The 25,265-nt window shown below is 41.7% G+C and carries 26 protein-coding genes and 1 riboswitch; of the genes, 11 read left to right on the forward strand and 15 right to left on the reverse strand.

Going from position 1 to position 25,265, the window contains the following annotated elements; translation table 11 throughout:
• The 3 genes from NWQ57_RS02625 to NWQ57_RS02635 all read right to left on the reverse strand — a co-directional run.
• On the reverse strand, positions 1-240 hold a 240-nt coding region (locus tag NWQ57_RS02625), incomplete at its 3' end, for a hypothetical protein (protein ID WP_306020452.1).
• 272 nt (positions 241-512) lie between these two features.
• Complete coding sequence (locus NWQ57_RS02630) at positions 513-1,883, reverse strand: 8-oxoguanine deaminase (RefSeq protein ID WP_306020453.1); 1,371 nt, start codon at positions 1,881-1,883, stop codon at positions 513-515.
• 27 nt (positions 1,884-1,910) lie between these two features.
• The gene (locus NWQ57_RS02635; protein WP_306020454.1) at positions 1,911-3,257 is read right to left on the reverse strand and encodes a uracil-xanthine permease family protein; all 1,347 of its coding nucleotides are present in this window, start codon (positions 3,255-3,257) and stop codon (positions 1,911-1,913) included.
• A gap of 313 nt (positions 3,258-3,570) precedes the next feature.
• Between NWQ57_RS02635 and NWQ57_RS02640 the strand changes: the two genes are divergently transcribed.
• Complete coding sequence (locus NWQ57_RS02640) at positions 3,571-4,410, forward strand: sulfurtransferase (protein ID WP_306020455.1); 840 nt, start codon at positions 3,571-3,573, stop codon at positions 4,408-4,410.
• Positions 4,411-4,557: 147 nt separating this feature from the next.
• On the opposite strand, the gene NWQ57_RS02645 is transcribed toward NWQ57_RS02640, so the two are convergent.
• The 6 genes from NWQ57_RS02645 to NWQ57_RS02670 all read right to left on the reverse strand — a co-directional run bounded on the left by NWQ57_RS02645 (position 4,558) and on the right by NWQ57_RS02670 (position 10,115).
• The gene (locus NWQ57_RS02645; RefSeq protein ID WP_306020456.1) at positions 4,558-4,776 is read right to left on the reverse strand and encodes an EF-hand domain-containing protein; all 219 of its coding nucleotides are present in this window, start codon (positions 4,774-4,776) and stop codon (positions 4,558-4,560) included.
• A 36-nt stretch (positions 4,777-4,812) separates the two neighbouring features.
• On the reverse strand, positions 4,813-5,022 hold the full coding sequence (locus NWQ57_RS02650) for a hypothetical protein (RefSeq protein WP_306020457.1): 210 nt from the start codon (positions 5,020-5,022) through the stop codon (positions 4,813-4,815).
• A 323-nt stretch (positions 5,023-5,345) separates the two neighbouring features.
• Positions 5,346-7,103, reverse strand: a complete 1,758-nt coding sequence (locus NWQ57_RS02655) for a sugar phosphorylase (RefSeq protein ID WP_306020458.1) — start codon at positions 7,101-7,103, stop codon at positions 5,346-5,348.
• Positions 7,104-7,114: 11 nt separating this feature from the next.
• A complete protein-coding gene (locus NWQ57_RS02660) occupies positions 7,115-8,341 on the reverse strand; it encodes a glycosyl transferase (RefSeq protein WP_306020459.1) in 1,227 nt (408 codons plus the stop codon).
• Between the two features lie 45 nt (positions 8,342-8,386).
• Positions 8,387-9,208, reverse strand: coding sequence for a mannosyl-3-phosphoglycerate phosphatase (locus NWQ57_RS02665; protein WP_306020460.1), 822 nt, complete (start codon positions 9,206-9,208; stop codon positions 8,387-8,389).
• Positions 9,198-10,115, reverse strand: a complete 918-nt coding sequence (locus NWQ57_RS02670) for a kinase (protein ID WP_306020461.1) — start codon at positions 10,113-10,115, stop codon at positions 9,198-9,200. Before NWQ57_RS02670 ends, NWQ57_RS02665 begins: the two co-directional genes overlap by 11 nt.
• A gap of 239 nt (positions 10,116-10,354) precedes the next feature.
• Positions 10,355-10,516, forward strand: a riboswitch (molybdenum cofactor riboswitch).
• Between NWQ57_RS02670 and moaA the strand changes: the two genes are divergently transcribed.
• The 6 genes from moaA to moaE all read left to right on the forward strand — a co-directional run bounded on the left by moaA (position 10,507) and on the right by moaE (position 13,900).
• The gene (gene moaA / locus NWQ57_RS02675) at positions 10,507-11,475 is read left to right on the forward strand and encodes a GTP 3',8-cyclase MoaA (protein ID WP_306020462.1); all 969 of its coding nucleotides are present in this window, start codon (positions 10,507-10,509) and stop codon (positions 11,473-11,475) included. (Overlaps the previous riboswitch by 10 nt.)
• 1 nt (position 11,476) lies before the next feature.
• Positions 11,477-12,046, forward strand: a complete 570-nt coding sequence (locus NWQ57_RS02680; protein WP_306020463.1) for a molybdenum cofactor guanylyltransferase — start codon at positions 11,477-11,479, stop codon at positions 12,044-12,046.
• Between the two features lie 36 nt (positions 12,047-12,082).
• Positions 12,083-12,628, forward strand: a complete 546-nt coding sequence (gene moaB / locus NWQ57_RS02685) for a molybdenum cofactor biosynthesis protein B (RefSeq protein WP_306020597.1) — start codon at positions 12,083-12,085, stop codon at positions 12,626-12,628.
• Position 12,629: 1 nt separating this feature from the next.
• On the forward strand, positions 12,630-13,133 hold the full coding sequence (gene moaC / locus NWQ57_RS02690) for a cyclic pyranopterin monophosphate synthase MoaC (protein WP_306020464.1): 504 nt from the start codon (positions 12,630-12,632) through the stop codon (positions 13,131-13,133).
• Positions 13,134-13,148: 15 nt separating this feature from the next.
• Positions 13,149-13,406 (forward strand): molybdopterin converting factor subunit 1, encoded by a 258-nt coding sequence (gene moaD / locus NWQ57_RS02695; RefSeq protein ID WP_306020465.1) that lies wholly within the window; start codon positions 13,149-13,151, stop codon positions 13,404-13,406.
• Between the two features lie 2 nt (positions 13,407-13,408).
• A complete protein-coding gene (gene moaE / locus NWQ57_RS02700; RefSeq protein WP_306020466.1) occupies positions 13,409-13,900 on the forward strand; it encodes a molybdopterin synthase catalytic subunit MoaE in 492 nt (163 codons plus the stop codon).
• A 163-nt stretch (positions 13,901-14,063) separates the two neighbouring features.
• On the opposite strand, the gene fur is transcribed toward moaE, so the two are convergent.
• Positions 14,064-14,483 (reverse strand): ferric iron uptake transcriptional regulator, encoded by a 420-nt coding sequence (gene fur / locus NWQ57_RS02705; protein ID WP_306020467.1) that lies wholly within the window; start codon positions 14,481-14,483, stop codon positions 14,064-14,066.
• 283 nt (positions 14,484-14,766) lie between these two features.
• Between fur and NWQ57_RS02710 the strand changes: the two genes are divergently transcribed.
• The gene (locus NWQ57_RS02710) at positions 14,767-16,776 is read left to right on the forward strand and encodes a methyl-accepting chemotaxis protein (protein WP_306020468.1); all 2,010 of its coding nucleotides are present in this window, start codon (positions 14,767-14,769) and stop codon (positions 16,774-16,776) included.
• A gap of 125 nt (positions 16,777-16,901) precedes the next feature.
• Here the strand turns inward: NWQ57_RS02710 and fldA are convergent, their stop codons facing one another.
• The 5 genes from fldA to NWQ57_RS02735 form a co-directional block, all read right to left on the reverse strand.
• The gene (gene fldA, locus NWQ57_RS02715; protein WP_306020469.1) at positions 16,902-17,426 is read right to left on the reverse strand and encodes a flavodoxin FldA; all 525 of its coding nucleotides are present in this window, start codon (positions 17,424-17,426) and stop codon (positions 16,902-16,904) included.
• A gap of 54 nt (positions 17,427-17,480) precedes the next feature.
• Positions 17,481-17,690, reverse strand: a complete 210-nt coding sequence (locus tag NWQ57_RS02720; protein ID WP_306020470.1) for a DUF2788 domain-containing protein — start codon at positions 17,688-17,690, stop codon at positions 17,481-17,483.
• Positions 17,691-18,002: 312 nt separating this feature from the next.
• Positions 18,003-18,806, reverse strand: a complete 804-nt coding sequence (locus tag NWQ57_RS02725; RefSeq protein WP_306020471.1) for an alpha/beta fold hydrolase — start codon at positions 18,804-18,806, stop codon at positions 18,003-18,005.
• A gap of 57 nt (positions 18,807-18,863) precedes the next feature.
• A complete protein-coding gene (locus tag NWQ57_RS02730) occupies positions 18,864-19,259 on the reverse strand; it encodes an H-NS family nucleoid-associated regulatory protein (protein WP_306020473.1) in 396 nt (131 codons plus the stop codon).
• Positions 19,260-19,369: 110 nt separating this feature from the next.
• Positions 19,370-21,007 carry an electron transfer flavoprotein-ubiquinone oxidoreductase gene (locus NWQ57_RS02735; protein ID WP_306020599.1) on the reverse strand — a complete coding sequence of 546 codons (1,638 nt, stop codon included), beginning with the start codon at positions 21,005-21,007 and terminating at the stop codon, positions 19,370-19,372.
• Between the two features lie 441 nt (positions 21,008-21,448).
• Here NWQ57_RS02735 and NWQ57_RS02740 point away from each other — a divergent pair, with 441 nt between their 5' ends.
• From NWQ57_RS02740 to NWQ57_RS02750, 3 genes are all read left to right on the forward strand, one after another.
• On the forward strand, positions 21,449-22,198 hold the full coding sequence (locus NWQ57_RS02740) for an electron transfer flavoprotein subunit beta/FixA family protein (RefSeq protein WP_306020475.1): 750 nt from the start codon (positions 21,449-21,451) through the stop codon (positions 22,196-22,198).
• Positions 22,198-23,124 carry an electron transfer flavoprotein subunit alpha/FixB family protein gene (locus NWQ57_RS02745; protein WP_306020476.1) on the forward strand — a complete coding sequence of 309 codons (927 nt, stop codon included), beginning with the start codon at positions 22,198-22,200 and terminating at the stop codon, positions 23,122-23,124. Before NWQ57_RS02740 ends, NWQ57_RS02745 begins: the two co-directional genes overlap by 1 nt.
• Positions 23,125-23,302: 178 nt before the next feature.
• Positions 23,303-25,264, forward strand: a complete 1,962-nt coding sequence (locus NWQ57_RS02750; RefSeq protein WP_306020477.1) for a beta-galactosidase — start codon at positions 23,303-23,305, stop codon at positions 25,262-25,264.
• Position 25,265 lies beyond the last annotated feature (1 nt).

The raw sequence follows: 25,265 nt of genomic DNA on the forward strand, positions 1-25,265 counted from the left end.
ACTGATGGTAGAGGCCGAGCGAGGAGTTTCTAAGATAGACTTACCAAAGCCAAATACGGCTTCTACATCTTGTCCTGGCAAACTGCCTAATGAACCCGTTACCTGGATTTTTTCTATATCATTTTCTTTTTTATTTGCTGCATCAGGCTCTTGTGCAAACGCGTGGCCTGCTGCTGTCATTGCTATGCCTAATGCAACGGCTTTAGCCAGTGGTGTACAAATAAATCTATTAACTTTCATTGTTGGTATCCCCAGGTTTTCTCGTAGTCTACGTGTGTCATTTTTATTGGATGAAATGTGTTCCGCAGATGATTTTGCACGAACAGTGCCAATTACTTGTCCATTTGGTCAACAAATATTTATCGACTTAACCTTATGATTTAAATAGAGAATGTAAATTTTTTACCCGACGTGAAACGTTGAAATTTGAGGTTTTATTGTGAAAGATAGCGTTATGGTGCACCACGCAAGTACAATGTTTAGCGTGGTGCACCAAAATGGTTGGTTGCGATTTAGTTAACTTTTGCCTGCAAACTATTCGCTAACGCTTGGTGTTGTTGCATTAATTCAGATTGGATAAATTGCGTGTGTTGTTGGTCTTCTATTAGCCACTTTCCCGCAACCATTAACTTATCAACTTGGTGAGCACCGCAGGTAACTAACGCGGCAATGAGATCACCCACACCTGAAAATCTCAACTCATTGGTGGAGAAGAAGGCAAAATCCGCTTGAAACCCTACTTGTATTTGGCCAATATTTTTTCTGCCCAGCACCGCTGCGGAGCCAGTTGTTGCGTAAGAAAGTACGCGTTGTGCAGTAATTTGCTCAGCGCCATAGCGAAGACGCTGTTGCAGTAATGATTGGCGCGCTTCTTGGATCATGTTAGAACAATCGTTGGAAGCAGAACCGTCTACCGCAAGGCCAATATTGCATCCGGCTCTTTCTAATTCAACTGTAGGACAAATACCCGAGGCAAGGAGCATATTAGAACTGGGGCAATGAGCAATGCCTACTTTTGCTTTTCCTAAGCGCTCGATTTCACTGGAGGTGAAATGAATGCCATGCGCCAACCAGCTACGTTCGTTTAACCAGCCACAAGATTCTAAATAATCTAAGGGGCGCATGCCGTATTCTCTTAAACAAAAGCTATTTTCATCTTCCGTTTCGGCCAAATGCGTGTGCGTTTTCACCTCGTTCTTTTCTGCTAAGCGTGCAGTCGCTTCCATCAATTCTTTGGATACTGAAAAAGGCGAGCAAGGTGCCAGCGCAATTTGGATCATGGCATCATCTGATGTGTCATGATAGCTGTCTATAAGGCGCTGACTGTCAGCCAATATCACATCTTCTGTCTGAATAACTGAATCAGGTGGCAAGCCTCCTTTACTTTCCCCTAAGCTCATAGAACCTCGCGTTAAGGTGGCTCTGCACCCTAAAGCCTGTATGGCGTTCACTTGGATATCAATGCCATTTTCCAGACCTTTTGGGAACACATAATGATGATCTGCCACGGTAGTAGCGCCTGACAACATTAATTCTAAGCCTGCCAGTTGCGTGGCACTGTGCAACATTTCTGGCGTCAAATTTTTCCAAACCTGATACAAGAATTTTAACCAAGGAAACAAGGGCTGGTTCAATGCGCCAGGAACGCAGCGAGTTAAAGTTTGGTAAAAATGATGATGGGTGTTAATCAATCCAGGGGTAATAATATAAGGGCTGCAATCAATGTATTGGTCCACTTTTATTTTTGGTTGTTGACCACTAGGAACCAATTCAATGATTGTAGTGCCTTGGATAACCACACCGTTTTGCGCATCGGCGTTATTTGCAGTAAAAATTGCCGCGGGGTGTTTTAGCCACACAGTTGGGGCTGGGAAACTAGCCATTACTTTATTGTCCTTGTTGTTTTGTGCTTATATTTCTTGATTATTTTTAGCCGGACGGGGTATCGCGATACTCATCAATATTGCGCAAAATCCTGCTACCGTGACGGACGACGAAAATATATTTTTAGCCAATGGTGGTAATTGAGCCAATGCATCAGGAACCATCATTACACCTAAGCCAAGACCCATTGATGTGGCAATGATTAAACTATTGCGGCGATCGATAGGCTCGCTGGTGAGTATTTTTACACCAGCCACGGCTATAGTGGCAAACATCACTAATGTAGCGCCGCCTAGTACTGATTTAGGCATCAGTTGAATCATTGCACCAACGGCAGGAAACAATCCCAATAGCACTAAAAATCCAGCAATATAAAAGGCCACATGGCGACTGGCAACCCCTGTCAGTTGGATAACCGCATTATTTTGGCCGAATGTTGTGTTAGGAAAATTATTAAATGCGGCGGCTAACATAGAATTTACCCCGTCACCCAAAATGCCGCCTTTTATTCTTTTTAGGTAGAGAGGGCCACTGATAGGTTGGCGGCAAAATAAACTGTTTGCGGTTAAATCACCTGCGGTTTCTATCGCACTTAAAAAGTACACCAAGGCTATGGGGATAAATACATCCCATTGAAAATCAAATCCGTATTTAAAAGGAATGGGTATGCTCATTAAGGGTAAGTCAACCATCGAGTCGTAGTTGATCAAATCGAACCACCACGCCATACAACTGCCACTCAACATGCCGATAAAAATCGCAGATAGCCTCAACATCGGATATTTTGATGCATTAAATAAAATAACGATGAATAGTACGCTGATACCCAGCAGTAAGTTGGCTGGCGAACCAAAGTCAGCGTATCCATAACCGCCAGCTAAGTCAGTCATGCCGACTTTTATTAGGGTAATGCCTATCGTGGTAATGACGATACCTGTGGTTAGGGGAGTAATTATACTTTTTACTTTGTCGATAAATTGGCTGAGCCCAATTTCTACCAATGCCCCCCAAAAAGAAATACCAAACATGATGGCGAGGATATCGTCATTTGACCCCCCGCGCTGCTTTACCATAAAACCTGCCGCTAATAAGGCGCCAATAAAGGTAAAACTAGTGCCTTGTACCGCAATTAAACCACTGCCAATTGGCCCAATCATTTTGGCTTGAATAAAGGTTGAAACTCCCGATACCATGAGTGCCATGCTGATCAAGTAGGGGATCTCAGCTTGCAGGTCTAAGGCATTGCCTATGATCAAGGTAGGGGTAATGATACCAATAAAACAGGCCATGACATGTTGGATTGCGGCGGTAATACAATGGGATACTTTGGGTTTGTCGTGTAGGCCATATAAGATTTCAGTGTTTGCTGGCATGAGGCACTTCTTTTCATTTCAGCGTCAAGTTCACTCAGTGAGTTCTTGCTGCTACGTTACTATTCATGACTTGTTTAAAGCAATAATTTGACCAGTTAGTCAGGAAGAGATAAAAATGAATAAATTGCTGATCTTTATGATAAAACTATAATACGCTCGGCATTTATGGTTTGACTAATAAGCGCCAAATGAGTGCAAGGGGAGAAAGTCTAGACCACGTTGATGCGCTCATGATGCATCAGGCGCTGATAAGGTTTCAATCTTAGTAATGAAGGTATCGTTAATTTAATTGATTCAACAAAGGATAGGCTTGATGGCGCGTTTATCATCTAATTTAGTGTCTGCAGAATGGCTTGAAGCGCATTTAGATGGGCGCAATATTATTGTGCTCTTTATAACGATGGCTGATATCGCTACTGGGCAACCAGAAACGTTGCCTGCAGGATTTATTCCTGGCTCAGTTGTGGTTGATTTCGAAAAAGTGCTATGTGATAAAAAATCTCCTTTTGTGCATACCATGCCAAATGAAGCGACATTTCAACGAGAGGTGCGTAAATTAGGCATTGATAAAAATAGTCATATTATTGTTTATGACAGCAAAGGGCTTTTCTGTGCTCCGCGGGTGTGGTGGATGTTTAAAGCAATGGGCCATGACAATATTCAAATTTTAGACGGTGGTTTACCCGGGTGGATTAAGCAAGGCTATGCAATCAATGAAAAAAGCCTAGCTCCTTTTCATGTGGGCAATTTTGAAGCCTTAGCGAAACCACGGTTTTTTGTGTCGACTCGGGCCATTTTAAAACATCTAAAGGCTATTACCGTATTAGATGCTCGTTCTGAAGGACGATTCAAGGGCAGTGCTCCCGAGCCAAGGGCTGGCTTACGCTCAGGGCATATTCCTTCATCAATTAATTTGCCTTTTACTTTATGCCTTAAAGACGGGCATCTTAAAAATGTTACTGAACTTCACGATCTCTTTGCACAACGAGGAATTAACGAAGATTCCTACATTGTTACCAGCTGTGGTTCCGGTGTAACGGCGTGTATCCTTGCTTTGGCGGCATCAGAACTCGGTTACTATAAGTTATCTGTTTATGATGGCTCTTGGAGCGAATGGGGAGCAGACGCAAAATTGCCAGTGGCGCTGGGCTAGTAAGTAAGCTTTGCTAAGGTCACTCAGCAAGTGCAGTTACTATTTTTTCGTAGACTTATCGGTGTTTAATTGGACTTAGCCGAAGCTAAGCCCATTAAATCGCTATTACACAGCCCTAGGTACTCTAGGTATTCGTGCCAATCCTCATCATTCGGGCGTATTAGGGGATAATTCCGATTTAGAAAGATACCCGTCTTGGTTTAAGTCAAGCTCAGCAAACAGGGTCATAAGCGTATCGTTAACCTTAGCTTCTTCTTGGCTAATTAACCCATCTTTATCGGTATCAAAGCGGTCGAAGTTTATGTTGCTGGCAAATACATTGGCACTGACAAATAAAACTGCGGTAATACAAAGTAGAGTTTTCATTCAATTTCTCCGTTTTCGATAGTGTTAAATACAATGCTACAGATTTTCAAATTCTTCGGCGGAAAGGTAGCCGTTTTTGTCGATGTCTAGCTCCATGAACTTGGCGCTGACGCTCGCATCTGCCGCGGCTTCTTCGATACTTATTGATCCATCGCTGTTTGCATCAAGTTGAATAAATAAGGCGTCGTTTGCCAAGGCCATATGACTACAGAACATACAAAAACTAAATAAGACTGATTTCTTCATAAGATTTTCTCCATTTCGTGTTCTTTGAGTGACAGCCAAAGAGCTCGTCTTTAGCTGTGGACAAACCGGCTGTATCAAGCCTCGTGCCAAACAAAATTTATCTATATTAATCAGTTTATTAGGTGCAGTTTTTAACTTCACGCGGACGCTGATGAGCTTGGTTTACCATAAAACGTGGTTGATGACAGACAGGTGAGGGGAGCGATGTTCTTAAAAGCACTTAAATCAAGCGTTTAAGGTGATTCTTATCGGTGACATGTTAGTAAAATCACCCACTCAACGTCTAAACAGTTGAGCGGTGATCACGCGCCTTAAACTAATCATTAATGGGCTAGGTTACTGATCCACACTGCGCGATATGGACTCAAAACCATCTCCAAATCTTCATGTTGAATGGCTTGCTCAGTGAGTAAGTCGACCCACGTGTCTGTACCAATAAGATTGATGTCACTTAAACGAACTGTTTGCTCTTGGTCAGAAATATTGTAGATACAAAAAATACTTTGGCGTCGATCAAGGCTTTGACGCCAAAACCCGAATAGTTGTTCACCTAGTTGCAAGGTAAATTGCACTGCATTGGGATGAAATGCGGGTTGTCGCTTTCGCACACTAATCAGGTGTGACATGCGTTTAAGTACTTTACTGTGTTGGCTGTAGGGGCTGTCTAGGGCTTCTGTTAGTGCGTCATAATCCCATTTGTGTCGATTAATTGCGCGATTGTGGCTGGTGTTTTTTAATTTTTCATAGTCGTTATTCGTGCCCAAAAGACTATGGATGTATAAACCTGGGATCCCTTCTAAAGCAAACATGATGCTGTGGGCACAAATAAAGCGTTCTAAACCCCACTTATCTTGGCCTTTAGTGGTGCCTTGCAAAGCGTCAAATAAAGCTATGTTGATTTCATAAGCTTTTTGCCCCCCATTTTCGGCCATACGCCACGAAATTCTTCCGCCAAAATTTTGCATGGTGGTGACCAATGAACTCAGCTCATCATCACTTAATAAACCTTCAGCGGGTCTTAAACCAATGCCATCATGTGAAGCTATAAAATTAAAAAAGAAGGTGCCATTTTGCGCGGGCGGCATACTGCCTAGCCAGGCTTTTAAATGCCGACAGTTTCCTGTGACAAGGGTGTTGACTAACAAGGGGGGCAAGGAAAAATTGTAGATCCCATGGGCTTCGTTAGCATTACCAAAATAGGTTAAGTTTTGTCTGTTTGGAATATTGGTTTCAGTAATGATCACCGCGTCAGACACCGCATGTTCCATCAAAGTGCGCAGTAAGCGCACCACTTCGTGGGTTTCCTCTAAATTAATAGAAGGTGAGCCCAACTTTTTCCATAAAAATGCTACCGCGTCCAAGCGAAAAATACGAATGCCTGCGTCTAGGTATTGGCGAATTATAGATACAAACGCCAGTAATACCTTAGGATTTCGAAAATCAAAATCGACTTGGTCGTGACTGAACGTGCACCACACGTATTGCTCACCATTAGCGGTTTCAGTTAAACGCAATAAGTCTGATGTACGGGGGCGAACGACTTGCGATAAGTCATCTAATGGCGAAGCAGTAAAGAAAAAGTCACTGCCAGGTCCTTCACCTTTGATAAAATTATTAAACCATGCACTGCGCGCAGAGCAGTGATTAATTACCACATCGGACATTAGTCTGAAATCGCTACAAATGGCTTTGATGTCGTCCCAGTCACCTAACGCTTCGTTCACACTTGAATAGTCGATTACTGAAAACCCGTCATCCGAACTGTAGGGAAAAAACGGTAAAATATGCACACTGTTGATGGTGTCTGGGCAATACTGCATTAAAAACTGCTTGAGTGTTTTAAGCGGTGCAATCTCCTTTTGCTCAATGCTGTCGCCATAAGTGATTAAAACAATATCGCTTTGGTCCCAATTATTATGGTGGCGCAAAGGCACCATTAACTTGTCGCTGTGGTCAATATTCATGGTGACTAACAGCTGTTGCGCAATATCTTCTATGGTTTCACTCAACTCGATTTCCGCGTAAATCACCTTTAAGTGGTGATTAACCCGCTCTTTAAGTTGTTCAACTATCGTTAACATCGTGCTACACCTCAACTATCTTGAAATTCGTTTAAGTCTAATTCGACCGCTTCTTTTAGCTTCTCAAGTACATCAGGCATCGCACTTACCACCCTATTCCAACTTGGAATAAATGGGGTTTCCATAGGGTTATCTAAAAAGCTCTCACCGGCTTTCATGATATTTTGCGCAAACAGTTCAACCGCCTTTTCTTCGCTATGAATATCCAGTGCTAAACCGTTCATTAAAGCGTCATTGTGATAGGCCTCTACAAAATCCAGCGCAATCCTGTAATAGGTTGCCTTGAGTGAGCGGAACAGTTCCATACTGAAGGTTTCACCTTGCGTAGCCAATTTACGGAACAACGACTTGGTGATGTCGATTGACATCTTAGAGAGGCCACCTTGGTCATTATGGGCCGACAAATCTTGGTGTTTATGATCATAAGTATGCGCAATATCCGCCTGACATAAACGATTAGACGAATAGTTGCGATGCATTTCAGACAATACGCCTATTTCGAGTCCCCAATCGCTGGGGATGCGTATGTCATTGAGTACGTCTTTACGAAACGAAAACTCTCCCGCTAATGGATAGCGAAAACTGTCCATATAATCTAAGTAAGCACTCGGGCCTAGTACTTTTTTTAAGGCTTTTATCAAGGGAGTAACCAACAAACGCGATACGCGTCCGTTTATTTTGCCGCCAGCAACTCGCGCATAAAAACCTTTGCAAAACTCATAGTTAAACTGAGGATTAGCCACTGGGTAGATGAGTTTTGCTAGTAATGAGCGGTCATAGGTCAGTATGTCACAGTCATGCAGCGCCACCGACTCTGCTTTATTTGAAGCTAATACATAACCCATGCAATACCAGACGTTACGCCCTTTGCCTAGCTCTTTAGGCGCTAGGCCGAGCTCTCGTAATTTTTCGTCTAAGGCTTTTAAACGGGGTCCATCATTCCACAAAATACGATGATGCTGAGGTAAGCGCGAGAAAAATTTGAGTGCATGTTTGTATTGGGCTAAGTCGGCGCGATCCAAACCGATGACAACTTGAGATAAATAAGGCACATCGCATAATTCTTCAATGATATGTTTGAGTGCAGGGCCTTCAAGTTCAGAATAGAGTGAGGGCAAAATCAGCCCCATTGGGCGTTTTTTAGAAAATTTAAGTAATTCTTTCTCGACATCTGTGATCGGACGATTTGATAAGTTATGTAATGTGGTCACAATGCCATTTTGATAAAAGTCGGCCATTTTGCCTCCAGTGAGTTAAGTATTATTTAAAAAAATGTGAACAGATTAAAAAAGTAAGGGCTCCAAACATTCAGACCAACCTGCTGGACCCGTAAGGGTGCTAGTAATAACGGTTTTTTGGGTATCGATATAGGGTGGTGGATTACTTGGTGATAAAATCCGAATAGGATAATCAGCGCCCGCTAACATTACAGCGTCGTTTTGCCCGTCGCCTAGTGCAACAGATACCCAGTTTTCTTGTGGTTGTTGCTGTTTAAGTTGTAACATCAACCAATTCATTGCGTGTGCCTTATCACACTCATCTTTAAGATGGATAAAACGCCCACCTTCAACAGGTGTCGCGCCTAAATTTCTAAGTGCAGCAATAAACTGTTGTCTTTGTTCATCATTGCCAAGCCATTCAATAGGCTCTCCAAATTCTCGCTGCATTGCCAAGGTGGCGTCTGTTTTTTGCAAACCTGTTGCCTCACAAACTTGCTCGACCGTCATCGTGGCAAAATGTCGAAATAAGCCCTCAAACTTGGGTTTCACCGAATCGAGCAGGTTTAACCAAGTGTCACGGGGAGAAGCAAAGGCAAATCGTAAGTATTGTCCAGATTTTTCTAGCTGAAGTGGTGGATTGGTAAGAAAATTCAAAGGTAAATAAATGGCTGCGCCATTTTCGACTATAAAAGGCCCCGTCAGACCGATTTTATCTCTGAGCACCTCGACCTCAGCACGGGTTTTACTGGTGTTAGGAATGACAGAAATATTCTGGGCTTTGAGTTTCGCTAAGGTGCCAGTCGCTGCGCTGAAACTGTAATCGTCGTGATCGAGTAACGTGCCGTCTAAGTCTGTAAAAATTACAGGGCTTTGGTTATTTAACACGCTGTACTCCTTGTTCGCTTTGAGTAATATGTTTCATAATCTTTCGCTGTGAGTTTAGCTCAAACACTTCGTTACAATGTGAGGGTAGAGTGCTCAAACCGTGCTCTGTGAGGCGTTGATAAAATTGGATAAAGCGTTCAATTTGTTGGGCATTCATTATCTGCGTGTTTGAGGTAGATGCCAACGAAGCGGCAAGTTTCTGTTCTTGCTCTAATCGCCAGTTAAACACATTTGAAAAATCTGGGGCTTTTAGCATTACCCAATAGTGCATCTGTTGATATAAAGGTTCATAACAGCTGGCTAATTGCTGGTTTACGTAAGTGCGCCACGTAGCCTGCGGATCTTCATTTACTTCCAGCTCGTTCACCGGCGCCGTCAGTTCTTGCGGGCTTTGGGCTGTTACGCCCCAGCACCAACCTTCTAAAATGACAATATCTACAGGCCCCGTTACCCTTGACCATTGGTCTTCTGGGAAAGGGTTGTCATTGGCTTTATTAAACTTAGGCAGAGCAAGGGATCCTTCAGTGCAGCTTAACGCGGTTAAAACGCTATGCATCAGTGCCGTATTATGAGTACCAGGTACGCCCCGTGTTTTAAACAAGGGATGGACGCTTGCTGCTAACGTGAGCCGCTGACTTTGATTCAGGTAAAAATCATCAAGTGATAAAATAACCACATTGAGCTGATAGCGTTGTTTTAGGTAAGTGCCTAAAAAATCGCCTAAAGTTGATTTTCCGGAACCTTGGCAGCCGTTGATACCCACATAATAAGTCTTTCTTGCCTCTTTTTGGTGCAAAGCGATGCGGTCAGCCAAAGGTGTGTAGTAGCGCTTTGCGGTAGTAATAAACCCACTGCTTAGCTTGTGTTCATTGATAAATTGCTCGATCATGGGCTTGTCGTTTTCCATTAGTCAGCATAAAGTTTTTATGCAAATTAAGGTGCGTACTCTGCAACCATGATTACAGGTATCAACATACATGCCACAATGTGTACGTAACAAAATTCAGCACGATAATTCACTCAGTACGCAAAAAAATTAGGCTTATTTACTGCAGCAGCTAGTGTCTAATGAGCTGTTTATGTTACAACAGAGTAAGAATCGAATAGTGTGTTTCGATTGTTTAAAGAATCGACTGGACGGAAGTCCTTGTAAACTAACTCCGAGCTTAGTGACCTAAATCAATGACAGGGTGACTAAGCCGCAATTCGTGATTGGATTGCCAGGGTTGTGCGAGAAATCAAGCAGCCTCCCCAAAGCCATTTTGTTAAATGCGCTTTACTTTGGAAAGGTGTTAAATATGTTAGAAGATAAATTTGGCCGGCGCTTTCATTACCTGCGCCTGTCAATCACTGATGTTTGTAATTTCAGTTGCACGTATTGCTTACCTGACGGTTATGCGTGCGACTCTGATCGTGATTTTATGAGTGTGGCTGAAATTAGCACATTGGTAAGCACCTTTGCCAAATTGGGTACCAGTAAAGTGCGTATAACCGGTGGCGAACCCTCCTTACGTAAAGACCTGCCCGAGATAATCAGGCAATGCGCCTCTACTCCCGGAATCGAACATGTTGCCTTAACTAGTAATGGTTACAAGCTTGAAAAGTGTGTAGAAGAGTGGGCTGAGGCTGGCTTAGATTCCATTAATATCAGTATTGATAGCCTTGATCCTAGGTTGTTTGCTGCAATTACTGGTCATGACAGTTTAGATACTATCTTACGGGGCATTGATAAGGCTTTACTTTTAGGGCTCAAGGTGAAGGTGAATGCCGTATTGATGCGTCAATACAATGAAGCAGAATTTGCTAGCTTTTTAAATTGGGTTAAATCAACACCGATCAGTTTACGGCTTATTGAGCTAATGCAAACCGGCGACAATGTGACATTTTTTCAAAAAAATCATGTATCAGCGGAACCTCTTAAAAATCAACTATTGCAAAGCGGTTGGGGACAAGTCATTAGGGACAAAGCTGCTGGGCCTGCCCAAGAGTTTTATCACCCTGATTACGCGGGCAAGATTGGTTTGATAATGCCCTACAGCAAAGACTTTTGTCATTCATGTAATCGTTTACGAATTTCAGCTACCGGAAAATTGCACTTATGTTTGTTTGCTGAGGAAGGTTTGAATATTCGTCGCTATATCACTGCAGGTGACGAACAAGGGCTTCAACAAGAATTAGTGGCTTTGTTAGGCGATAAAGAAGCCAGCCACTGGTTACAAGACGGCCTGACCGGTGCAACCAAACATCTGGCAATGTTGGGCGGTTAAAGTGGCAGCAACAAAAACCAAAACCCTCGCGGTGGTGCTTGCTGGTGGCCAATCAAGCCGAATGGGTCAGAATAAGGCGGCCATGTTTTCAAGCAAATTACAAAATTCATTGCTCGGTCACTGTACTCAATTATTAGCGCAGCTGACTGATGTCGATGTGTTGGTTAGTGGTGAGAATGAAGTCGGGGGCATCGCGGATATTTTACCACAGCGGGGTCCGTTGTCTGGTATCCACGCGGTACTGGCCCATATTGATTTGTTTACCCCGATAACAGGCTTCCTCTTTGTGCCGGTAGACATGCCTAATTTAACGATTACAACCTTAAATAACTTATTGGAATTTGGGCGTACTCATGGGTGTGCGGCTTATCCAAATAATTGTTTTTTACCTTGTTATTTGCCTAATACGCCTCATCTTCGACAGGCAGTAGAGCAGCAAATGATACATACACAAAACTGGTCTATTAAAGCGTTATTACAACAATTAAATGGGCAATCATTCTTCGTCGATAATAGGGCTGAACTCGTTAATGTAAACGAGCCAAAAGCATTTTCCTTGCATTGCCAATAGGCTGAATTGACTCATACTTTTTAAGGTAATTTGATGATGAGTAAACATGATACTCAAGAAAAACAATCATTAAACATTGCAGTGCTTACCGTGTCAGATACTCGAACGCCAGAAAATGACACATCAGGGCAGTTTTTAGTGAGTGCTGCAACAGCGGATGGGCACAATGTTATTGAACACCTTATCGTCAAAGACGATAAATATCAGTTGAGGGCCGCGGTTTCACGGTGGATAGCCTCTGACGATGTACAAGTGGTGTTATGTACCGGTGGAACGGGCTTTACTGCCAGAGATACTACACCAGAAGCCTTAAGCGTGTTATTTGATAAAGACATCGAGGGCTTTGGTGAATTATTTCGCTATCTGTCGTTTACTGAAATAGGGACCTCTACCGTGCAATCACGAGCATTGGCAGGCATGGCGAATAGTACCGCTATATTTTGTCTACCCGGTTCCACAGGAGCCTGTAAGACAGGTTGGAACGGTATATTGCAGCAACAATTAAGCGCCACCCATAAGCCATGTAACTTTGTTGTGCATTTAAAACAATCTGCTCAGCCAAATTGCGATCCACGAGGTTGATATGACTCAAAAAAACGAGGCGTTCGAGCAAGCACAGTTTTCGCATGTCGATCAACAAGGCAAAGCGGCCATGGTTGATGTAACGGATAAACTCACTACTCAGCGAACCGCTGTCGCTAAGGGCAAAATTACCATGTCAGCCCATGCTTTTGAGATCTTAGTCAACAATCAACACAAAAAAGGGGATGTGTTGGCAGTTGCGAGGGTCGCTGGTATTCAAGCAGCGAAAAAGTGCAGTGATTTGATCCCTTTATGTCACCCCCTAATGCTTAGTAAAGTGCAAGTGGATTTTGAGCTGTTGGGCAACGAATGTGCAGTAGAAATTGAATCAATGTGCAAGCTTTCAGGACAAACGGGTGTTGAGATGGAAGCCCTGACCGCGGTGTCTGTTGCGGCTTTAACGTTGTTTGATATGTGTAAAGCTGTTGATCCAAGTATGGTTATTTCAGATATCCGGGTCGTTCATAAGCAAGGTGGAAAAAGTGGCACTTGGCAGGCAAATTAAAAAAGAGAAGTCCCTATGTTAAAGGTTTTATTTTTTGGTCAAATACGCGAGCGCTTAGCTACCGACCAGTTGAGCCTTGATATAGCGCAGCTACCGACCCCCTTAACGGTAAAGGCCTTGTGTGAATACCTTGCTTCAAAGGGCGAACAGTGGCGTGAATTGATCACGACGCATAGCTGTTTAATTGCAGTGAATCAAACTATGGCCAATCTCGATACTCCAATTAATGGTCATGATGAAGTGGCTATCTTCCCGCCAGTAACGGGAGGTTAGTGATGAGCGCTAATCTAAATTTACATAATGAAGACCGCATTAGCGTGCAAGAAGCGGACTTCGATGTAGCGTTTGAGTATCAGCGTTTACAGCACTTAAGTGCCAACAACGGTGCCGTGGTTTTTTTTGTGGGCTTGGTCAGAGACTTTAACGCAAACCAGCTACTCAATGGTTTATTTTTAGAGCATTATCCAGCGATGACTCAAATCGCTTTAGCTGACATTGTACGACAAGCCAAAGAAAAGTGGTCATTGGGTAGTGTTACCCTTATCCATCGGGTGGGTAAGTTGGCGGTGAACGAGCAAATTGTCATGGTGGGCGTGACAAGCCAGCACCGCCAAGCCGCATTTCAAAGCGCAGAGTTTATGATGGATTATTTAAAAGTAAACGCGCCTTTTTGGAAAAAAGAATTGAGTGAATCAGGCGATTTTTGGGTAGAAGCAAAACAAACCGACCAACAGGCCGCTAACCGCTGGTCACCCAAAACATCGTAGGATGCAGTAAAGCGAATCTTGCGTATCGATTATTAAAAATTCTGCGGCGTAATTGCCACCAAATATGTTTACATGACTTGTTTAACTGGGCAGGGCAAAACCCTTAATATTGAGCTAAAAGCGCTGCTATAGCGCGTCGTGCAACGCGCTAGCAAACTTTTGGCTAGTCTTCACTACAATCCGTTTCGCACTCACCGTACAAATATAGGCTGTGGTGAGTTAACTTGATATTGTGACGTTTCGCCACTTCATCTTGACGTTTTTCTATGACGTCATCTTCAAACTCAATAACTTTTCCACATTTCAAACACACTAAATGATCATGATGTTTCTTATGACTGATCTCAAAAACAGACTTGCCACCTTCAAAATGATGACGATTTAAAATACCAGCGTCATCAAATTGGTTTAATACGCGGTAAACCGTGGCTAAGCCAATTTCTTCGCCGTGTTCAATAAGTAGTTTATAGACATCTTCGGCACTAATGTGCTGGTTAGCGGGCTCTTGTAAAATCTCGAGTATTTTTAAGCGGGGCAGAGTGATTTTTAAACCCGCTTTTTTCAATTCTTTATTTTGTTCCATTAGCTTACTAATAAATAAGTTGTGGCTCCATTATAAGGTACTCAACACGATTTGAAAGTGCCAAGACCATTATTTAGTGGCTAAGTGGTTAATAAAACCAGGTGAGTAAGTAAATAGTTAAATATGTGTTGAGCTTCACTATTTTTATATAGTGAGCAAGACTATTCAATTAGTGTTAAGAAAGTATAGAAGATGTTATTTTCCTGGATAAGTTTAAATTATTGCCGATAAGAATTGAGTAAGTTTTAGCTTAGCAAAATGGCTTTTTGATAGGTTTTATTAGATGAATTTAACAGTGTTACATAAGATTATATTAGGGTTTGCCATTATTTCAGCCATGTTACTGGTCAGTAATGTAGTGTCATATTTGGGGTTAAATGAAATTAGTTACTCTGCTCGCAATGTGGTTGAAGAAAAAATGCCCATTCAAGCCAAAATGTTGCAAGTACAAACAGGTCTGTTATCACTGGCAAAAGAGTCAACAACTGGCTTTTTTTTACAAGACTTAGCCACCTTAACTAACAACAACAAAAATTTTTCTTTGTTGGTACGGCAAACTAAACAACAATTTGATGCTTTGTCAGCAAATATGTCTGCAAATGATACCAGCTATTTACAAGGTAAAAAGAGGGCATATGCCTACTTAGATTTTGCTCAGAACATGTACAGTAGCCGCAGCCAACAGTTGAGTATTGAACAACAAATAAGCGAACTTGTTTCGAATATTATGTCTCGCGGTGATGAAGCCAGTGCTCTGATGCAAGATCTGTCTTATCTGGAAAATAGTTCGGCAAACTTTGCGAGATTACTGGGTACAGGGGCTAATATTGATAACAAAATTGTTACCTTAAATCGGGGCTTAAAAGATTTCAGTCATATCTCTGAGCTGCAAAACTATCAAACTGAAAAGGAAAACATAGAATTTGGTTTGAGCAATATCGCTGTGGATGTCGATTTTTTTAATCGCCTATCACAAGGTATTGAAACGGACGGATTAGTAGCAAGCTTTAATTCTGAATATCAACGTTTTATACAAGGATTCGAGCAAGAAAACGGTTTGTTTAGTTTGCTGGAAAAACGCATTCAACTGTTAAATGAAGCTCAAAAACAACAAGGATTAGCTGACAGGGCCTTTGAGCAAGCAATTGACTTACTTGCTGTTGTATTTAAACAGATAAATGATGACACATTAGTCGGCCAAGAGACGATTTTATCCGCAGTTGAAGCTAACATTTGGCTTGGCTTAGGTATTTTTGTTGTAACATTAGCTTTGGTGGCAGCTGTTGGTATATGGGTCACTCGTTCCATCGCTTTGCCTTTAGCTCGAATTAATCGTAGCCTGTCAATATTAGCTAAAGGTGATCTCACGCATCAGGCGAGAGTGATAGGGGATGATGAATTTGCTACTTTGTCACGTTCCGTGAATGAATTGTCAGCTAACTTACATCATGTGGTTGAACAGATTCATCAAAAAGAAAACCTTCTTAGTCAAGCCGTTACTCTGAGTGTTGCGTTAGGAAGCCGAACCCTGAATCTTGTGGCTTCGCAACGAAAGCACATTATTGACACAACAAGTAATACTGAAAAAGTCAGAAATACGAGCCGTGGTAATCTTTTACAGATCACTCATTCAAGCAATCAGCTCAATGGTGTTGCCGAACAAGCTCAAGGAGTGTCAGAGCGAGTGGGGCTTGCGAAACAACAAATTATTATTCAAGCTAATCAAGCTACTTCATCCTCTTTGATAATCAATCGTTTAGATGAAAACAGTAAAAATATCGTCGCTATTTTGTCTGTGATAAAAAGTATTGCAGAACAGACAAATCTACTTGCTCTGAACGCTGCTATTGAGGCTGCGAGGGCTGGTGAGCAAGGCCGTGGTTTTGCGGTGGTTGCAGAAGAAGTGAGAAACTTAGCCACCAAAACCCAACTTTCCACTGAAGAAATAGAACATGTCATCACCACCTTACAAAATGATGCGAAACAAGCAGTAGATGCAATGACTATAGGCAGTGAACAGTCTGTTGAGAGTGTCAAAATGATTGAGCAAGTCACCGACGATATCGCCAATATGACAACCGTCATTGAACAACTGTCGGCGATCAATAAAGTTATCTCACAAGACACTCAAACCCAAGATACATTACTCAATTCAATGGCAAGTAACCTACAATCCATTGTTGAAATTGCCGAGCAAAGTGCTGTTAGCACAGCAGAAGCAAATCAAGCCATAGGTAAAATGGATAGTTTGTCTGAGGAATTAAAAAACGTGGTAGCTAAGTTTACGCTTTAATACTGCTGAGCAAAGCTGTGCGTGCGTACCACACCGTATCGAACTAAGCAGCACTTTATTAGCAGGATCGAAAAAAGGAGCACATGCTCCTTTTTTATTAATTACAAAGATGCAGTTACAGCTATTTAGCCCAATTCAGCTAAGCACATCTCTTCATGAATTTGTTTACACCAAGCTTTAACGCGCTGTTCGGTAAGCTCTGGTTGACGGTCTTCATCAATGCCTAAACCAACAAAATGGTTTTCATCGGCCATGCCTTTTGAGGCTTCAAAATCATAACCTTCAGTAGACCAGTTGCCGATAATGATAGCGCCTTTAGATTCAACGATATCTCTGACCATGCCCATAGCATCAAGAAAGTATTCAGCATAGTCTTCCTGATCACCACAGCCGAAAATAGCCACTAACTTGTCATTGAAATCAATTTGTTCGAGTTCAGGGAAAAAGTCGTCCCAATCGCATTGAGCTTCACCGTAATACCAAGTAGGAATACCAAACAATAACAAATCAAATTTAGCAATATCTTCTTTACTGCTTTTGGCTATGTCATGCACATCGATTAGGCTTTTACCCAATTCTTTTTGAATCATTTTAGCAATATGTTCTGTATTGCCTGTGTCGCTGCCGAAAAATAGCCCCACACTTGCCATTATATACCTTACCTCTATTGTCTAATTTTGTTGATTTGAATTTACGGCTTGTTCTTAATGTTCAATGACATATTGCATAATGCCTTTGAATACAAAACCAGCGGCGCCCAGAAAAAGGACGAAATAAACAACTACCTTGCCTATTGTGGGCACATCATTTTTTTTCAACAGATCGTGAACAACATAGCCCATCAATAAAAACAAACCAAGGAGTGTAAGATTTAATCCAATCGCTTCAATTTGTTCGTAATATTTGTTTAGCATCTGTTGCTTGTACTACCTCATTTAAAATCGGTCGCATACTAGCATAAGCTTAATCGCTTTAAAATTAGTCCGAGGTATTAAAGTCAAATTAACCAAGGTTACACTTACTATGCGGAGTTATGCTTTTAGATTGATAATCTTCCCCAAAAAACAGATTTTTAACCGGAGATATCAGCTCAGTGGTACGCATAAACATACTGAAAAGACCATATGATCACAAAGTGCTTGTTGGTGTCGGTCGCAATCAGTCAGAACGGGTTTTTTGCATACAATTCAAAGACTAATCAAGCGACTGAAAGGTGAGTCCCAAATTCAAGCACTTAGGCCCGATGTCGATGATGCTGTTTTAGTAAAAAAAAGTTCAATGGTTTTAAGACAAATAGCGGGTTTCTCCGCATGCAACCAATGTCCCGTACCTCCTATTAATTTGGATTGGCTGTTTGGAAACAGTGAAACGATTTTATCTCGATGCGCAGGTAAGAGATAATCGGACAATTCACCTTTTATAAACAGAGTAGGGCCCTTATAAACAGTGTCAGCCTTAATTTCTGCCAGGATATCTAAGTAGTCTCTTTTCAGTAATGCTAAATTAAAATACCAATGCCAACCATCTTCATCTTGATAAAGACTTTTTAATAAGAACTGTCTGGTTGATAGTTCATGGACATGTTGCTTTAAAAAATCATCTGCCATGTTGCGAGTAGTAATTGTGGCAAGAGGGATACTATCAAGCCCTAAAAATACAGAATCATGGCTGCGTGAATAGGCGACCGGTGCAATATCAATAATCACTAAACGCTGCACCAATTCGGGCTTCTTAAGAGCAATGTTCATGGAAACTTTGCCACCTAAAGAATGCCCAACAATATTCACTTTTTGAATAGTTAACTCAGCTAACAATTCAATAATAAGGGTGGCATACAAATCAAAACTAAATTTGTTGGTTCTGGTTGATTTACCATGATCGGGTAAATCAACACTTAAGATATTATAATTTCCATTTAATCCACGTCTTAAAGCAGATAAATTATCTAAACTGCCAAACAATCCGTGAATCAGTAGAACCCAAGGACGTTCTTTTTCACAAAGATACGTTTGATAATTAATTTTCGACAAAACAATAATAACCTTAGCTAACAAATACTGTAAAAATCACATAATCAGAGTAAAAAATTAAATCAAAAAGTCTTCTAATTTTTTACCGCTGGCAATGGCTTTCGCGTACACCTTCGGCATTCTTCCAATACCGGTCCATTGGTGAATTTCACCATTATCATCACTGATTTGATACTTTACTGGGCGTTTCTTTTGCGGCTTAGGCGCCGGCTTTTGACTTACTTGATGTAAATCAGCTACATCAAGACCTGCATCCTGCATTTGTTGAAGAATATCAGCTAATTTTTCTTTTTTTGCTGCTTCTTGTTGCTGTAATTGTGCTTCTTTTTGTTTTCTTGCGTCAATAATCGTATTGAGCTTTGTGGCGACTGATTCAAGCTCTTCGATACTTAAATCTTTTACTGCTCCTTGTAATTTTCTTCCATGAGTTAATATTGATAAAAAATTTAACATACAACCTCTATAAGTAAGAAATTAGAGGCTACAAAAATATAGTTAAATAATATAAACCGCAATAAAAAAGCGAGAATACTCTCGCTTTTTTCATCTTTAATTCCGGGTGATTACATATTAGGGTAATTCGGTCCTCCTGCTCCCTCTGGTACCACCCAATTAATATTTTGATTCGGATCTTTAATATCACACGTTTTGCAATGAACGCAGTTTTGCGCATTTATTTGTAAAGCCTTTTCGCCTTGTGGGTTTTCAATAATTTCATAAACGCCAGCTGGGCAATAACGCTGAGCTGGCTCATCATATTTCGGTAAATTAATTAAAATAGGTATGGTTTTGTCTAGTAATTTTAAATGACAAGGTTGTTCTTCTTCATGATTAGTATTAGATAAAAATACTGACGAGAGCTTATCAAAACTGAGTACACCATCTGGTTTTGGATATCGGGGTTTAACACAATCTTCGGCAAGTTTTAACTGATTGTGGTCATGATGGTTATCCTTGAGTGTGATAAACATATTTCCACCAAACAGATTTTGTTCAATAGTATTGAATGCGCCACCCCAAAATGTGCCTAATTTATGGATCGCTGGGCCAAAGTTACGAGAATTAAATAATTCTTTATACAGCCAAGACGCCTTGAATTTGTCCGTATAAGCGTTTAGATCTTTCCCGCCTTGCTCGCTCTCATCTTGCAAGGTCTCAAATAGCGTTTCAGCCGCTAATAAACCTGATTTCATGGCAGTGTGATTGCCTTTAATTTTAGCAAAATTTAAAGTGCCAGCGTCACAACCCACTAATAAACCACCTGCAAAGGTCATTTTAGGTAAGGAATTAAAACCACCTTTTGCAATAGCGCGAGCGCCATAGGATACGCGTTTACCACCTTCTAGATACTGCTTAAAAATAGGGTGGTGTTTGAGACGCTGAAACTCATCAAATGGACTTAAATGTGGGTTGCTATAATTTAAATCCATGATCAATCCAACCAAAACCTGATTATTCTCGGCATGATATAAGTAGGCCCCGCCGGTCGCATCTGAAAGCGGCCAACCAGCGCTGTGCACCACTAAGCCTTCTTGATGTTTGGCAGGATCGATATCCCAAATTTCTTTAAAGCCAATACCGTAGTGCTGGGGTGACACATCTTTATCTAGATCAAATCTTTTAATCAGTTGTTTGCCTAAATGTCCGCGACAACCTTCAGCAAATACAGTGTATTTTGCACGCAGTTCCATGCCAGGCATGAAGGAGTCTTTAGGTTGACCTTCAGCATCAAGGCCCATGTCGCCTGTAATTACTCCGCCCACACTGCCATCTTCATTGTACAGCACCTCAGCGGCAGCAAAGCCAGGAAATATTTCAACGCCAAGTTCTTCTGCTTGGCTTGCTAACCAACGACAAACATTCCCCATACTGACAATATAATTTCCTTCATTATGCATGGTTTTTGGTACAGCAATATTGGGTATTTTTGTCGCCTTAGTATCATCTTTGAGCAGATAAATATGATCTTCTGTGACTTTGGTGTGAAGCGGTGCGCCACGCTCTTGCCAATCTGGAAAAAGTTCAGCCAAGGCTTTTGTTTCAAAAACGGCACCAGATAATATATGGGCACCTACTTCAGAACCTTTTTCGACCACACAAACCATCAGCTCTTTGTCAGCTTTTTTAGCTAATTGCATTAAATGACATGCTGTAGATAGACCGGCTGGACCCGCACCGACTATTACTACGTCAAACTCCATCGATTCTCGTTCCACCATGTGTTCCTCTTTTATATTTATCTATTCATCAAAAAAATACTGAACTTAGCCTTAAAATCTAAGCACATAGCCTGATTTTGGCGTAGTTTTGAACTAATTTCACGATATGTTCGTTAAGGCTTATTATGTTTTTGTAAATCACTACTGTTATTAACTTCTAATGATTGAAAATAAAAAAGCATTTAAAAACAGTTGTTTAATAATAATTTGTTAATGGCATGTTGACTTGAAGGCGTCAATTTCTCAATCATTAACATCCCTATCATACTCGACATTAAGATTTGTCAAAACGAAGTTACAGTTAAAAATGGTAACAACGATGGTAAGTTGACGTTTACGTTAACATTACGTAAATTGACGCCAACTTATCTAAGCATTAATAATGCTTATTAATACAATCGATACCCATAGACAGAGGTAATAATGAAAATTCTAGTGCCAATCAAGCGTGCTATTGATTACAACGTGAAAGTTAGGGTGAAACCCGACAACTCAGCTGTCGATTTGACCAACGCCAAAATGTCACTCAATCCATTTTGTGAGATAGCAGTTGAAGAAGCCGTGCGCCTTAAAGAAAAAGGCATCGCCACAGAAATCGTTGTTGTATCAATTGGTGATAAAGCGTGCCAAGAGCAAATCAGAACGGCGCTGGCCCTTGGCGCTGACCGTGGCATTCAAATCGATACCAGTGAATCACTTGATTCATTACAAATTGCCAAGTTACTGCAAAAAGTTGTTGAGCAAGAAAGTCCCGAACTGGTGATTTTAGGTAAACAGTCGATTGACTCAGACAACAACCAAACAGGTCAGATGCTTGCTGCGTTGACGGGCATGCCACAAGGCACTTTTGCGTCTGAAGTAAAAATGGAAGAAGGAAAGGTCTTAGTTACTCGTGAAATCGATGGTGGTTTACAAACCGTTGCGCTGAGCTTGCCTGCTGTGGTGACAACCGATTTACGTCTGAATGAGCCTCGCTACGCCTCGTTACCCAATATCATGAAAGCGAAAAGAAAGCCCCTTGAGGTCAAACCCGCCAGTGATTTTGGCGTGTCATTAGTATCAAACGTGAAAGTGTTAAAAGTCGAAGCCCCTGCGCAACGTAAAGGCGGTATCAAAGTCGCTGATGTAGCAGAATTAGTGGATAAATTGAAAAACGAAGCGAAGGTGATCTAATGGCTATTTTAGTTTACGTAGAACATGACAACCAAGAGCTGAAATCAGACTCTCTTAAATTAATCAACGCGGCCTGCCAGATTGACAATGATGTTCATGCCTTAGTGGCAGGCAGCCATTGCCAAAGCGTTGCTGAACAAGCTTCCAATGTGGTTGGTGTGACTAAAGTATTGTGTGCAGACAGTGCAGAGTACCAACATCAACTGGCCGAAAATATCGCAGAGTTAGTGGCCGAACTAGGCAAAGACTACTCACATATTGTGGCACCAGCGACCACCACAGGTAAAAACTTCCTACCTCGAGTTGCCGCGTTATTAGATGTTGCTCAGTTATCCGATGTCATTAAAGTGATTAGCAGCGATACATTCTTACGTCCTATTTACGCAGGAAATGCACTCGCGACCGTACAATCGTCTGATACCATTAAAGTATTAACCGTGCGTACTGCGGCGTTTGATGCCTCAGCAACCGGAAATTCAGCGCCCATCGAAACCTGCTCAGTGGTAAAAGAAGCGACCAAGTCCAGCTTTGTCAACGCTGAATTAACCAAGTCTGAGCGTCCTGAACTAACCGCTGCAAGTGTTATTATTTCCGGTGGTCGTGGTATGCAAAATGGAGAAAACTTCAAATTGCTAGAAGGGATTGCAGACAAACTTGGCGCGGCCATGGGAGCATCACGTGCAGCCGTCGACGCTGGTTTTGTACCCAATGACATGCAAGTAGGGCAAACGGGTAAAATCGTCGCGCCTCAACTTTATATCGCAGTGGGTATCTCCGGAGCCATTCAACATTTAGCCGGAATGAAAGACTCTAAAGTAATTGTCGCTATCAACAAAGATGAAGAGGCGCCTATTTTTCAAGTTGCAGATTATGGTTTAGTAGGCGACTTGTTCACCGTGCTACCAGAGCTTGAAGCTGCTCTTTAACGATAAAATACTTGCGTAAACATTGAAGGCCACAAAAGATTCTTTTGTGGCTTTTTGTTATGTGTTATTTATCATATAATTAAAATCAAGTCTGCGATTAATTGACTGAAAACAACTAAACGCTTGCTGTCTGCGTTAGACAGTAATTGCCTCCTTTATTTTTCTTATTGAGTTTATTATGAACAAAGCCCCCATTCCTTGTTTGAACCTCGGTGTATGTGACTATCCAGAGCATGTTGGCTCAGATCAATGGCAATTGCATGCTCAACAACAACAGGCATTAGGCCTCAATTTTATTAGGATTGGCGAGTTTAGTTGGCAAAAAATTGAGCCTCAAGCTGGGCAGTTTGATTGGCAATGGTTAGACGATGCCATTGACATTTACCAACAACACGGACTCAATGTTGTCTTAGGTACGCCTACTGCTACACCACCAGCATGGTTGATTGAAGCTCACCCAGAAATATTGGCTGTTGATGAAAACAACCAAGTGAAAAAATTTGGTTCACGCCGTCACTACGACCACGGCAGTGTCATATATCGCCAAGAGTGCCAACGTATAGTTCGCGCAATGGCCGAACGTTATGGTAAGCATCCTGCTGTTGTAGGCTGGCAAACTGACAACGAACTTGGCCATGAAGGAACAGCGCAATCATATTCAGCCTCTAGTGTGGCGGGTTTTCAGCAATGGCTTAAAGCGCGCTATACAAATTTAGAGGCCCTTAATGAGGCTTGGGGTACTGTATTTTGGAGTCAAACTTATTCAAGTTGGACACAAATCAGCTCACCCAATCTGAGTGCTGTGCGTCAAGCGAATCCCTCACAAGTGCTTGACTTTAAACGGTACTGTTCAGATATGATCATTGCGTTTCAGCAGTTACAAATTGATATACTGCGAGACCTATCACCGGGGCGGTTTATTACCCATAATTTTGTGATTTTTGCCAGTGAATTTGACTTATATAAGGCCACAAAAAATTTAGATTTTGTCGCGTGGGACAGTTACCCGATCGGCATGTTGGAATACTTTGCAACATGGGAATCTGAAGAGGTTAAGACTCGCTACGCTCGTACAGGTCATCCTGATTTAGTCAGTTTAAATCATGATATTTACCGAGGTTTAAAAAATGGCACTGACTTTTGGGTGATGGAGCAACAATGTGGTCATGCAAATTGGGCGCAATATAATCCTCTTCCAGCACAAGGTGCTGTGCAATTATGGACAGCGCAAGCGTGGGCTCATGGGGCGCAAAGTGTGATCTATTTCCGTTGGCGCGCATCGCACATGGCTCAAGAAATTATGCATTCTGGCTTACTTCAACAAGATGGTCGTGCTGATCGTGGTTACCAGGAAGTCGCAAATGTTGAGCCAACACAGTATCCCTTAAGTCCAGTGAAAGCGAAAATCGCGTTTTTACATGATTTTGAAAGTATGTGGATTTACGATCAGCAGCCACATAATGCGAACTTAAGTTACTGGGCACAATTTTATCAATTTTATTCAGTCGCCAGAAGTTTAGGCTTGGATGTGGATATTATCAGTCCACTTGATTTAGAGAATAATGCGTACAGCTTAGTTATTGCACCAGCATTAACCTTGGTTACTGACGAGGTTGCACGTTTATTAGTCGAGACGGCAAAAGACACTAAGATACTGTTTGGTCCTCGTACAGCTTTTCGCACTGAATCGGGTTTAGTACCGCAAAACGGACAGTTCTCGGCGATTGCTGATTTAGTGGGGATAAAGCTGGCAAACTTTGATTCTTTACGTCCCACTTTAAGTCAAAGTTTAGAAGCAAGTGATGCTGATTTTAACGTAAGTTTCACCGCGACTTTGTGGTGCGAATCTTATGAAGTTGGCAAGGCTAAAGCTCTTTTCAAATACAGTGATGGACCAATGGCTGGCTTGGCCGCTGTGACGATATTAGACAATGTCACGGTGATTGGTGCTTTGTCTGAAAACTTAATTAAGACTGTAATAAGACAACAGTGTGCAGAACTTGCCATTGGCACAACAGAATTGGCCGATGGTATACGCTTGAGTCGGCGTGGTGAAAAAACCTTATTACAAAATTTTAATCAAAATGAAGTGAGTTTTGAAGGCCAGCAAGTTCCGGCGGTGAGTAGCGTGTTTAGATAAG

The organism is Paraglaciecola sp. (assembly GCF_030730205.1).
Lineage (GTDB): Bacteria > Pseudomonadota > Gammaproteobacteria > Enterobacterales > Alteromonadaceae > Paraglaciecola.